The sequence below is a fragment of the Francisella persica ATCC VR-331 genome, from assembly GCF_001653955.1.
GTDB lineage: Bacteria > Pseudomonadota > Gammaproteobacteria > Francisellales > Francisellaceae > Francisella > Francisella persica.
The window spans coordinates 619,666-632,960 of the sequence record NZ_CP013022.1 but is presented as its reverse complement, the minus strand read 5'-3'; the positions used below and the strand labels follow the sequence as shown (position 1 = coordinate 632,960).

Sequence of the window (13,295 nt, the reverse complement as noted above, 5' to 3'; positions counted from 1 at the left end):
CTTGCTAAACAATAAATCCTACAACACATGCAGATAGTATACTAACTAAAACTGCACCATAGAGAATTTTTAAACTAAATCTTGCAACTTTAATTGATGCCTCTTTGTTTAAAGCTTGTACTGCTCCAACTATAATGCCTATTGAACTAAAATTGGCAAACGATACTAAAAACACTGAAACAACTGCCTTTGTATGTTCTGAAAGCTGTTGCGAATTTTTAGCTAATTCTTGCATTGCTACAAATTCATTAGTAACAATCTTTGTTCCCATTATTTGACTTGATAAAAATATCTCATTACCATGAATATTTAAAATCCACGCAACCGGATAAAAAATATAACCAAGAATTTGTCTAAAGGTAACACCTAATACTTCTTGGAAAATACCATCAACAAGATTTAGTAGTGCAATATACCCAATTATCATAACACATACAATAATAGCAACCTTAAAGCCATCTAGGATATATTCAGACAACATTTCAAAAAAGCTCTGTCTGCATGTTTCATAATCAGCATGCAGGGTATCATAGTTTAAACTATGGTCTTTGTCATATGGATTTATTATATGTAAAACAAAAAATGTACTTAGCATGTTTAACACAATAGCTGTACATACATATTTAGGTTCGATTATAGACATATATGAACCTGCTATTGTCAATGATACAGTCGACATTGCCGTTGCAGCCATTGTATATAATACATTCGCTGGCAAATGACCAATTATTTTTTTGTAAATCAGAAAATTCTCTTGTTGTCCAACAGTCAGAGAGCTTACAGCATTAAATGATTCTAGCTTGCCCATCCCTGTTACTTTGGATAAGATACTCCCTACAGCAACCACAAGAAACTGTAATACCATAAAATATTGCAAAATCCCTATCACTGCCGACATTACTACAATCGGCATAGCAGCATCAAAAAAGAATATAAACTCTTTTGTATTAGCTAAATGACCAAAAACGAATGACACGCCAATACGCGTACTATCAAGTAATATCTCAAAGCATTTATTAACATAATTAATAATATTGATACCTATTGAAGTACTTAGCATAAATTTGGCTAAGATAAGCTGAATTATTAGGATAATTATAAGATTTTTATATCTAATATTTTTACGATTATTACTCCAAACATAAGCTAAAAAATAAATAACTATAAGGCCTAGTATGAAATATAGCGATTTAATAACCATCTATTTGCTCTTGTTGCTCGTTAAGCAAGTTATCTAAAAGACCACTTACGGTTTGCGGGTTCACAAAATTATTAGAGAGAATATTAGCAGCTAATTCAATATATACAACTGCTTGATAATAATTTCTTATCCCACCAGATGCTTTAAAACCAATTTTTTTTGCGCTATTTTTGATTGTTTTCAGTATTACCTCTGCAGCTGCTAATGTTGCACCATCGAAGGTTCTACCTATCGATGTTTTGATAAAATCTGCTCCAGTATATATGACATCTTGACAAACTTTTGTAATCATTTTTTGTAATTTAAGCTCTCCAGACTCAATTATTACTTTAAGAGTTTTATCTTTACAAAATTTTTTAACTTCAACCATCATTTGACAAGAATTCTCAGAAAAACCTTGATTAAGATACTCTTTGTAGTCTATAACTAAATCTATCTCATCAGCTCCCAAAGACAAAGCTTGTTTGACTTCTGAAATCACATCATCTATGTGGTTATCTCCATTTGGAATATTAACTACAGCCGCAACTTTTAAATTATTACCTAGCTGTTTTTTTACTACAGGAATAAATTGTTTATAAATACAGATTGCCGCAACTTCACCAAGAGAATTTCTCGCTTTAGTACAAAGATTAACGATATCTACTTGTGTATCATTATCTCCAAGTTGTGTTAAGTCTATCAAAGATACTATTTTTTGCTTAGTTATCATAACTAGCTCCAAAGATTGATTTACCATATTCTAAAGGTTCAATACCCATAAAGTCAGCTATAGTTTGTCCAATATCTGCAAAAGTATCCCTTGCACCGATAAATTCAGCCTTGATATTTTTACCCCAAAGTAAAAATGGCACACTTTCTCTAGTATGATCTGAACCTGGAGAAGTTGGATCACAACCATGATCAGCTGCTAAAACAACAATAGTATCATCATCTAGTTTAGCATCTAAATCAGGTATTCTTGAATCTAGGTATTCCAGTGCTTTTCCATATCCTTTTGGATCTCTACGATGACCAAAACTTGAGTCTAAATCAACAAAATTTGTAAATACTAATGTATTTTGTTTTGCTAAAATATATTCGTGTATAGTCTTATTAAATAACTCTTCTAGCCCTGTTGCCTTAACTTTCTTGGTAATACCTTGATTTGCGTAAATATCAGCAATCTTACCGATTGAGATAACTTCCCCACCTGCTCTAACTAACTTATCTAACAATGTTGGTGCTGGAGGTAAGATTGAAAAATCTCTACGATTACCAGTACGCATATACTCATCAGCTGATTCACCAATAAATGGCCGAGCGATAACTCTACCAACCTTCATACCCATTTCATCAAAGACTTCTCTAGCTACTTGGCAAATTTTCAAAAGTTTATATAAACCATAATAATCCTCGTGGGCAGCAACCTGAAAAACACTATCAGCAGATGTGTAAATAATTGGTTTTTTGGTAACACAGCTTTCACAACCATGCTCTTTTAGAACCTCAGTACCAGAAGCATGCCCTGCATCAATAAAGCCATCTGTAATACCAGCTCTCTCGACCCACTTATCAATAAATTCTTTATCAAAACAGCTTTGATGTTGTTTTTCTGTAAAGTAATACCAATCAAACATAACTGGCACTCCAGCAATTTCCCAGTGACCACTTGGAGTATCCTTACCTTTACTTATTTGAGCACAATAACCATATTTTGCATTTTCAGCTTGCCCAGATTCTGCAATATCTTGACTAAACTCCTTACATCTATTATATTCTGCCGCTTTTTTAAGACCTTTTTTTGATAAATTTGGTAAGCTAATACTCATGCCATTATTAGTAAAGTAATCAACAATATGACCTAAAGTATCAGCACCTTCATCACCAAAATCCGCTGCATCAGGAGCTTGTCCAATACCAAATGAATCAAAGAGTAAAATAACTGCTTTTTTATTTTTTAACATACTAATTAAAATACCTTTTTTTTATTTATTCTCAAAAAAAGCAATTCTAATTCCACGCGATATCAAATCAGGAAAAATCTTATCAAATTGCATTCTTCATTTAAAGAACCAAGCAAAGCCACCTGTAACTATAGTATAAGCAAGATTACCAAACTCTTTAGTACTTCTTCTTTTAACATAATATAACCATGAACGGATTTGTTTTAGTATTATAACCAAGAGCAACCTCTGTCTTAACAATAGACACAAATGATAATTGAGAAGCACCTTGACACAAAGAATTTAAAGAGAGTTTGACTCCAAATATTTTTTTACCCTTAGTTACTAAATTCAAAGGTAGTTGCCGTACCTAAATCTATTATCAATAAATCTTTGTTAGGATGACCAGCTATCGCACCAATATAACTAGCTATCCTATCAGCGCCAACTTGATGTGCTTCAATGGCAGACATATCTAAATCTGTAGTATCCATACTTATAAAAAAATGGCTTAATATTAAAATATTTGATAAGAGCGAAGCCAATAGAATAATTTAAGTGTGGTACTACCGAAGATATCGCACAGCCATCAATTTTACTTAAATTTACCAAATTTTCTCTTCGTGTCTGTTGAAGAAATACACCCATCTTATCAGAAGTTAAGTCTACAGCTGAAGTTGCATATTTAATCTGAGAAACTATTTTCTCACCATCAAATACACCAATATGTATATGAGAATTACCTACATCCATTACTAATAACATAAAATATCCTATAAATCTACTTAATGAGCTTGGTCCCAGCTCTCACCAGCATCAACATTTACTTCTAAAGGCACTCTAAGCTTTACAGCTGCTTCCATTATAGCTTTTATTTTCGCAGCGATCTCTTCAAGCTTAGTTTTTTTAACTTCAAAAACAAGCTCATCATGAACCTGTATCACCATCTTAACTTCATTATACTCCTGTAAAATCATCGTGTTAACATCTATCATCGCTTTTTTTATAATATCTGCAGCTGTGCCCTGCATCGGTGCATTAATTGCTGCTCGCTCTGCTGCATTACGCTGCATTATATTTTTTGAGTTAATTTCTGGTAAGTATAATCTTCTTCCTAGTATGGTTTCAACATAGCCATTTTGCTTAGCAAATTCTTTTGCTGTAGCCATATACTCTTTGACACTTGGATAGCGATTAAAGTAGATATCCATATATTCTTGTGCCTCAGCTCTAGATATTTCTAACTGTTTAGCTAAACCAAAGGCTCTCATACCATAGATAAGACCAAAGTTTATTGCTTTAGCTCTTCTTCTTTGCTCACTGCTAACCTCATATAGATCAATACCTAAAACCTCAGCAGCTGTTGCACTATGGATATCTAAGCCTTGGTTAAAAGCTTTGATGAGATTTTTATCTTTTGATAGATGTGCCATGATTCTAAGCTCAATTTGCGAATAATCTGCAGCGACTATACAGTAACCATCCTCAGCTATAAAAGCTTCTCTAATTTTACGCCCTTCAGGACTTTTTATAGGGATATTTTGTAAATTAGGATCCGAAGAAGATAATCTACCTGTTACCGTACCTGTTTGATTATATGAAGTATGTACACGACCATTTGCATCTAACATCTTAGGTAGCTTATCTGTGTATGTATTTTTAAGTTTTGATAAATGACGATATTTAAGTATCAAAGCTGCGATTTCATAGTCTTTAGCTAGTTGAACTAGCGCCTCTTCAGAAGTAGATATTTGGCCCTTTGCTGTCTTTTTAACTGGAGGAAGTCCTAGCTTCTCGAAAAGAATCTCTCTTAACTGTACTGGTGAAGATAGATTAAATTCTTGCCCAGCAAGATTATAACATTTGTTTTCAAGCTCTTTAATAGATGTTGCAAGGCTAGTACTTTGCTGTATAAGCTTAGTAGCATCTATCTTTACACCTGTTTTCTCCATTTGATTAAGAATAATAGTCAAAGGCATCTCAGTCTCACAATAAAGTTTATAAAGAACTTCATCTTGCTCTAATAAAGCTTTAAAATGATTAAAAAGCCTAAAAGTAATATCAGCATCTTCAGCAGCATACTTAGCAACTATCTCTATATCTATCTGATCCAAAGTTTGTTGTTGTTTACCAGAACTAGCTATTGCAGTATAAGCAATTGGCTCTATGCCAAGATGTTCTTTAGAAAGGCTATTCATATCATGCTTACCACTACTTTTTAGTACATACGCCATAATCATTGTATCATCGACTTGACCGTTTATCTCAACTGCATATTTTGCTAAAATTTTTTCATCAAATTTAAAGTTATGCGCAACTTTTACTTTCTTGGAATCTACAAATATTGGTTTTAGCTTATCTAGAACAAAACCTATCTCTAGTTGCTGTGGCACACCTAAGTATCTATGTTGTAATGGAATATAAAAAGCTCGTCCCTCTTTTGCACAAAAAGATAAACCCACCAAGTTTGCTTCATAAGTATTTAAAGAATCAGTCTCAGTATCAAAAGCAAAGCTACTAGATTCGTCTAATTCTGCAATTAGATCATCAAGCTGGTGTTGTGTGGTAACAATAATATATTCAGTAGTGATATCGGCAGCTTGCACTTGACTTAATACTATCTTAGTATCGCTGTTATCTAAATCTTTTAGTAAAGATTTAAACTCATACCTTGTATAAGCTTCAGTAAGATATGCTTTATCAGCTGCTTTACATTTTAAATCCTCTATAGTTAAATCAAGCTCAAGATCACATTTAATTGTTGCCAACTGATAAGATAGCTTTAGCAAATCAATATTATTGCGTAGGTTTTCACCAACTTTACCTTTAATTTGCTGCTGATTTGTTATTATACTATCAATATTTTGATAGTCTTGTAACCATTTAATTGCAGTCTTATGGCCAACTTTTGGAACACCTGGAATATTATCTGATGAATCACCCATTAAGGCTAAATAATCTATCATCTGATGTGGACTAATTTGATATCTTTTTAGCACTCCTGCAACATCTGTGGTGACATTTTTCATTGAGTCATATAAAACTATGTTATCTGTAACTAGCTGAGCCATATCTTTATCACCAGTAGAAATGATGATTTGATAACCTTGTTTTTCAATGTTTTGCGCTAAAGTGCCTATTACATCATCAGCCTCGACACCATCTTCGACAATAACAGGAAAGCCCATCTTCTCAATAATTTGATGCAATGGTTGAATTTGAGCTCTTAGCTCATCATCCATATCTTTACGGTGTGCTTTATATTGTTGATATAATTGATGACGAAAATTCTTACCCTTTGCATCAAAAATAACTGCAACATATTCCGTATTATAGATTATTGGCAATTTTTTGAGCATATTGATAACACCAATAATTGCTCCCGTAGGCTCACCTTGGCTATTAGTAAGATGTGGTAAAGCATGATAGGCTCTAAAAAGGTATGAAGAGCCATCTACTAAAACAATTTTTTTCATAGATCTTATTGTAGTTTTTTATCATTTTAATGGTAATATATATGCCTTAGTATAGCAAATTCATTTGTTGTAATGCTGTCTGATTTGGCGGATTTTTAAACATCAACATCTAAAGCTATATCCAAATACCACCAATTAGCTTTAGCAAAAGTTTTACATTTAATAGCATCTTTGTATGTCATCACTACAGTTTTAGTATTATCAACATCCCCAAAATCACTATAAGTAAATTTATGATGATCTTTAAAAACTTTCCTCGCTATTAGAGTTATTGCGTTATTTTCTAAAATCTCAAAAAATTTTGTTGGATTACCAATCCCTGCTATAGCGATTACACTTTGATTACGAAAATTAGTCTTAGATACTTTTTCAGCCGTTAATAGATTAACAAATTCAATAGCTACTACTTTTGCATAAGTTACATTTTTATAGTTTGCAAGTAACTGCTTATCTTTATCTAAGCAGTTACCTATAACTATAATCTGATCTACTTTTTTGAGTCTCTCAATTGGTTCTCTGAGTGGTCCAGCAGGCAAACACAACTTGTTGCCAAACATCCTACTAGCATCTACAACTACTATTTCTTTATCTCGAGCTAATTTATAGTGTTGTAAACCATCATCAGATATAATTATATCGGTATCAGAAAAATTCTTTTCAATATACTTGACAGCCTCAACTCTCTGGGGTGCAATAACTATTGGCACCTTTGCTTGTAAAGCATCAAACAACATCGCAGGCTCATCGCCACATTGATTTGCCAAAGTACTACTTTTTACCTCAAAAGGATAATTGTCAGACTTTGCACCATAACCACGACTGATTATAGCCGGTTTCCTACCTTGTGATAAATACTGCTGAGCTAACATTCTAACCACTGGAGTTTTACCAGTACCTCCAACAGAGATATTACCAACTACTATTATAGGAATTTTTGATTTATATTGATTGAATTGCTGTTTCATTTTACGTTTATTTGCAATTTTTGTAAAAACCAAAGATATTGGTCCTAGCAAATAACTAAGCAAACTTGGTTTTGATCTGTACCAAATTTTATCTATCATAAAAGTACTATTGAAGTCCTGATTGATACAGCCTCGTATAAAGTCCGCCTTGCTCTAGCAATTCTTTATGCTTACCACTTTCAACAACCCTACCACTATCCATCACAACAATCTTATCTGCATTTTCAACCGTACTAAGTCTATGTGCTATAACTATAGTAGTGCACGATTTAGTCAAACTTTCGAGGGCTTGTTGTACTACTCTCTCAGACTCATTATCAAGAGCACTAGTTGCTTCATCAAATATCAAAACTGGAGCATTTTTTAATAAAGCTCGTGCTATTGATATTCTTTGACGCTGGCCTCCTGATAGTTTTGAACCATTATTACCTATATTAGTATGAATACCATCAGGTAATTCTTGGACAAATTCATATGCATTAGCTCTTTTTAGCGCATTGATTACTTCTTGTTCAGAGACTTCTCTTGAAAGGCCAAAAGCTATATTGTTATAAACTGTATCATCAAATAAATGAACATTCTGTGAAACCATTGACAAGTGCGACCTTAGGTTCTCTAAGGTTAATTCTCTTGTATCAAATCCATCAATAAGAATCTCACCTTTCTGCTGAGTGTAAAATCTTGATATAATACTAGTCAAAGTAGTTTTACCACTTCCTGACTTACCAACAAACGCTACAGTCTCACCTGCTTTGATATCAACACTAACGCCACTAAGTACTTTATGATCACCAAATGCAAAACTTAGGTCTTTGATAATTACATTACCATCAACTTTCCATAGTTGTTTGTTACCAGTTTCTTTCTCTGCAGGGTAATCAAGAATATAGAATATATCTTCAGTTGCTGCTATAGCTTTTTGGATAACAACATTTACCTTAGTAAGGTTCTTAATCGGTTTTAAGATAGCCGCTGCAGCTGCAAAAAATGAAGCAAAAGATCCTGCTGTCAACCAAGATGAACCACCATCCTCATTAGTCCCAAATACAGCTATTGTAAATAACGAGAAAGCCAAAACTAAAGAAGCAATAATCTGTATTACTGGTGATGTTAGCGCATCTAAAGCTATAGTTCTAATTTGTTGTGAATATGTATAATCAAGATTTTTAAAGAATTTATTTTGTTGTTTTTGCTGGGCACCAAAAATTCTTATTTCTTTATAATTTCTAATCGTCTCTTCAGCTGTATGAGTAACATTACCCATCGATGATTGAGTATTTCTACTTAAAGATCTAAACTTTTTATTAACAATAGATATAAATAAGCCCAAAAATGGCCCTATCACTATTAAAAATAGTGATAATTGCCAACTTGAGACAAACATTACAATAATTAAACCGATAACAAAAGTTCCATCTTGGACAACTGTTATAATTGCAGTTGAAGTAGCCTCTGTAACCTGGTCAACATTGTATAGTAATCTTGAGATAATCTGTCCTGTTGAGTGCTTATCAAAGAAGCTTGCTGGTAAATCCATAAATCTTTTGTATATATCTTTTCTAAACTTATATACAACTTTCTGCCCCAAAGAACCTATAAAGTATTGTGATATAAATGAACTAATTGATCTGAGTGCTAATAAACCAACCATACCAACACCCATAAGCATCAGTATCGAAGCACTTTGTTTAGTAATACCACCACCAGGGCTGAAACCATAATTTAAGATCGGATTAATCAAATATATCATTGAGGCATCAGAAGCTGAGAAAAATATACTTCCAATAGCAGCTAAAACCAAAAAATGCCATAAATGTTTAACTTGGGATAACAACCTTTTATAAAGAGTGCCTACTTTATGCTTATTGGACATTTCTCCACTCAGATTACTAGATCCTTGAGACTTAAGATCTATTTTATCAATCATATTAACCATAAAAATTTATATAATTTGTTAAAAAAGCGACATGAATAACAAGTAATTATACACTTTTTTCTGCTAACATAAAGTAATCAGAGAGATGTTTAGCTTATATTAAGCAATGAAATTTTATTTAGTCGGCGGCTCTGTTAGAGATATGCTATTAGGAATAACACCTAAAGATAAAGATTGGGTAGTTGTTGGTGCAACAGAAAGCGAAATGTTAGCAAATGGTTTTATAAAAATAACTGCTAATTTTCCAGTTTTTATACACCCACAAAGCAAACAAGAATACGCTTTAGCAAGGTCAGAAAAGAAAACTGCCATAGGCTTTGAAGTTAACTCATCAAAAGATATAACTCTCGAGGATGACCTTAAACGTAGAGATCTTACAATCAACTCGATAGCAATCGATAAAAACAATAATATCATTGATCCTTTTGATGGTCAGATTGATTTACAAAATAGGATTTTACGCCATACATCAGAAGCTTTTATTGAAGATCCACTCCGCGTAGTCAGGCTTGCGCGTTTTAAGGCCCAACTTAGCAATTTCAACTTCTCAATAGCCCAAGAAACGCTTAAACTTACAAAAAAATTGCTTAGATCAGGAAAATTTAATCATTTAACGCGCGAAAGATTACATATAGAGCTTATCAAAGCTCTTAACAACCCTAACATCTTCTTTGCCACCTTAGACCAATTAGAGGTCTTGGAAATAATATTCCCAAACATTAGTAAAATTTCATCATTGATACCTAGTAGATGTTTTTTTGAAAATAACAGCTATCAAGGTTCTAATGTCAATGAGAAAATAACTCTTTGCCTACTTAAGGTTCCACTACAACAATTAGATTATGTTAGAAAGGAACTTTTATTGACAAATAAACAGTACAAGCTTTTAAAAGCAAGCAGCACTATCAATAAAATACTCGAAGATAAAACCATAACCGCTGAAGATACATTTCAACTAATCAAAAACGCAAATATTATACGTGACAAAAATTTATTTGAGATTAGTTTAAATGTCTACAAAAAATACCTAAGCATAAGCAGTTTTAAGATTCCACCTAGGAATTATAAGCTATTACAAGCCACTATCAATACTATTAATAATATAAAAGTTCGTGAGTTAATAATAAAAACACCTAAATATAAACTCAGAACCACTTTAGCTCAGCTATATACAGATATTATAAAAAAACAATTTAAACTATGATACAATTAAGAAAATTATTTTATATTTCTTATTAATATAGCAATGAAAAAATTAGGTATCTATATACTTATTCTTAATACTTTAGTTTGCTTTATAGCTTTAGGTATAGTCATTTACACGATGAGTATTTTAGATTGGAAACCATGTCCTTTATGTCTAATTCAGCAATTATGTGTATTTTTTATTATGATACTTAGTTCTTTAGCATTAGCAGTAAAAAATTTCAAGAGTGTTTCCACAAAAATACAACTAATAACCATAATAGTAATAGCATTAGGTGCATATATTGCCGCTGATCAAGCTTATATGCAGTATTTCTTGACAGATATTAGCAGCAATAATATCGCTTGTGGGGCTGTTAGTAATAAGTTTTTACTTGATGCTACCAAATCAATCACAGGAACAATCAATAGCTGTACTGATATTTCTGAACGAATATCTGGCGTTAGTGCAGCTGTATATAGTTTTATATTTTTTATATCATTATTGGTCATAAATTGTGTATTTTTTTTAGTTAGAATATTAAGAAAATAGTTAGATAAAACAGTAGATTTAAGAAAGCTTTTTTAGACATTAAATAAAAAAATCAACTCAAGCAAAAAGAACTATTCTTTTTTTTGACTTGTGCTTGAAAACTTGGAATATCATTAGCAATCGTGTATTTCATATTAAATTAACTATGTTTAAAATAACTCCATAAACTCAAAGATAAAAGAACAGCTTATATTGCTATCGTAGTTGCAACACATACTTTTTGATGGTGTTTTTTTAATTTTGCTGAGTTTATTCAAAGTATTATCAAAAAAGGCATGGCAGCATAATGTGCCACAGCCTGTTGTGGTAACATCATCAGTATTTGAAAAAAACTGATTAGAAATAAGTCATAACACTATTGGTGAAGCTCAAGTAATTCAATCTACAGAAATATATTCACAGTATGGTGTATTGTTAGCGAAATTCATTTCAAGAGTGGTCAATAATTTTTAAAAGGCAACTTACTTTTAAAACTAGATACCAGCCCAACTTAAAGCTAACCTTGAAAAGATTTATCAAAACTCAAACTAGCTAAAATAATAAAAGATCATTATAATAAGCTTTTGAGCAAAGAGCAACTTAAAAAGAATCTGCTGATAAAGATAATGCTGATTATCTATCTGCACTAGCTCAAGTTGAAAACATAAAGTCCCAAATAGGTTTCAAAGAAGTTAGAGCGCCTTTTGATAGTAAGTTGGTATTAGAAAATATTAGTTTAGGACAATATTTCAATAATGGTGACAATGCTGCCACACTTACTACAATCGACCCTATTTTTATTATACTCCTAGTACCTCAAAATAAAGTAAATATGATAATTAATTGGCTAGGAGATAAATTTGTAATATGACTCATATCTTAGTGAAAATTTTACTATAAAGATAACAGCAATCAACTCTTTTATTAATGACTCTAATAGGTCAATCGCTATTCAAGCGACTTATGCAAATCCTCACCATAAGATTGTCGTAGGGCTGTAAATTTGCTCAAGCAAAAGTTACCGAATACATGGTATTCAAACATATACATACCAAACGCCTGCTTTACCTGGTACCCCACGTGGTGACTCTCCACTATCTTTAGTTATACAAAACAAAGCGTTAACACGATTATGAAGCTATTGATAAGATTACTAATAAAGATCATTGACAAAATGATGAAAGTGGCTTGTTTCTATTTGCTCAAAGTGACCTTAACTACTGTTGATTTAATATCGATAGCATAAAGCCGTAATTTTAGGCATTATAATTTCTGATATTGCTAAAACGGCTAGGTTACTCGTATACTGGAGTTTACATTAACTACTTCTTCTTTAAAAGTTATCGTTTCGAAGTTATTCCGCAATTAGCTAGGAATGAAATGCTTACTAAAGAAAAACTTGGTAATATCTAATATTCGTTCCAATGAAGTTAGTAACTTATTTGATTCTGAAGTGCCACTATCAACCTTAGTAACTTTCAAAATATAAGGACAGCCTCTTATACTCTTAAATACTTTCCAATAGCTAAACGCATCGACAATTTCAGATGTTATGACTCCTGGCATACAAGGACAAGTTATCGAGTATGTACAAAGTGTCGTTAGAAGCGTACTACCCCAGAAGGCTTCTCATATAACTTATCATGTTCAGCGCGTCAATATATCGAAAATGGCAATACTATTTGCAATAGTACTGATATTCTTGGCATTATCAGCACAGTTTGAAATACTTTAATAAGGTTTCAAAGCAAAGTATTATGGTCGTTGATTTTTGCCAACCACCTACAAAAACATGAAGTGATGAACAAATATGATATAATACACATTATCTTCTTAATATTAATGACTGTATCAGCAATGGTAGTTGGTGTAATACCTCTTGTAACCTCATCTTGAGCTGGTGCTATCAGTAGAAACTATATTGGTGTGTAGTTATTTCAAGTGGTCTAGTTATTAGTGTAATATTCTCATTATCCGTACTGCTTGTAGTATATATGTATATAGCTAGTGATAAATCTAAATTAGTCAAAACTGATGCTGAACATAAATTAAATAATACTTCTAATTAACTATTT

8 protein-coding genes and 4 pseudogenes are annotated in these 13,295 nt (G+C 32.2%); 5 read left to right on the top strand and 7 right to left on the bottom strand.

Annotated features, from left to right (window positions below; genetic code table 11):
* Nucleotides 1-4: 4 nt before the first annotated feature.
* From FSC845_RS02945 to msbA, 7 genes and pseudogenes are all read right to left on the bottom strand, one after another.
* The gene (locus FSC845_RS02945; RefSeq protein ID WP_064460666.1) at nt 5-1,201 is read right to left on the bottom strand and encodes a NupC/NupG family nucleoside CNT transporter; all 1,197 of its coding nucleotides are present in this window, start codon (nt 1,199-1,201) and stop codon (nt 5-7) included.
* Nucleotides 1,191-1,940: a deoxyribose-phosphate aldolase gene (gene deoC, locus FSC845_RS02940; protein WP_082343458.1), complete on the bottom strand. Its 750-nt coding sequence runs from the start codon at nt 1,938-1,940 to the stop codon at nt 1,191-1,193. The genes FSC845_RS02945 and deoC overlap by 11 nt, the downstream gene beginning before the upstream one ends.
* The gene (locus tag FSC845_RS02935; RefSeq protein WP_064460665.1) at nt 1,903-3,147 is read right to left on the bottom strand and encodes a phosphopentomutase; all 1,245 of its coding nucleotides are present in this window, start codon (nt 3,145-3,147) and stop codon (nt 1,903-1,905) included. Before FSC845_RS02935 ends, deoC begins: the two co-directional genes overlap by 38 nt.
* Before the next feature lie 21 nt (nt 3,148-3,168).
* Nucleotides 3,169-3,891: pseudogene (locus tag FSC845_RS09260) on the bottom strand (type III pantothenate kinase).
* 20 nt (nt 3,892-3,911) lie between these two features.
* Nucleotides 3,912-6,602, bottom strand: coding sequence for a DNA polymerase I (gene polA, locus FSC845_RS02925; RefSeq protein ID WP_064460664.1), 2,691 nt, complete (start codon nt 6,600-6,602; stop codon nt 3,912-3,914).
* Nucleotides 6,603-6,697: 95 nt separating this feature from the next.
* Nucleotides 6,698-7,666 (bottom strand): tetraacyldisaccharide 4'-kinase, encoded by a 969-nt coding sequence (gene lpxK / locus FSC845_RS02920; protein ID WP_064460663.1) that lies wholly within the window; start codon nt 7,664-7,666, stop codon nt 6,698-6,700.
* Between the two features lie 7 nt (nt 7,667-7,673).
* Complete coding sequence (gene msbA / locus FSC845_RS02915) at nt 7,674-9,503, bottom strand: lipid A export permease/ATP-binding protein MsbA (RefSeq protein ID WP_064460662.1); 1,830 nt, start codon at nt 9,501-9,503, stop codon at nt 7,674-7,676.
* A 106-nt stretch (nt 9,504-9,609) separates the two neighbouring features.
* On the opposite strand from msbA, the gene FSC845_RS02910 reads away from it, so the two are divergent.
* The 5 genes and pseudogenes from FSC845_RS02910 to FSC845_RS09985 form a co-directional block, all read left to right on the top strand.
* The gene (locus FSC845_RS02910) at nt 9,610-10,707 is read left to right on the top strand and encodes a CCA tRNA nucleotidyltransferase (RefSeq protein ID WP_064460661.1); all 1,098 of its coding nucleotides are present in this window, start codon (nt 9,610-9,612) and stop codon (nt 10,705-10,707) included.
* Between the two features lie 42 nt (nt 10,708-10,749).
* The gene (locus FSC845_RS02905; RefSeq protein ID WP_064460660.1) at nt 10,750-11,241 is read left to right on the top strand and encodes a disulfide bond formation protein B; all 492 of its coding nucleotides are present in this window, start codon (nt 10,750-10,752) and stop codon (nt 11,239-11,241) included.
* 51 nt (nt 11,242-11,292) lie between these two features.
* A pseudogene (locus tag FSC845_RS08705) lies at nt 11,293-12,218 on the top strand (efflux RND transporter periplasmic adaptor subunit); the annotation flags it as partial.
* A gap of 7 nt (nt 12,219-12,225) precedes the next feature.
* Nucleotides 12,226-12,946: pseudogene (locus tag FSC845_RS07105) on the top strand (efflux RND transporter permease subunit); the annotation flags it as partial.
* Nucleotides 12,947-12,959: 13 nt separating this feature from the next.
* A pseudogene (locus FSC845_RS09985) lies at nt 12,960-13,289 on the top strand (efflux RND transporter permease subunit); the annotation flags it as partial.
* Nucleotides 13,290-13,295: the final 6 nt, after the last annotated feature.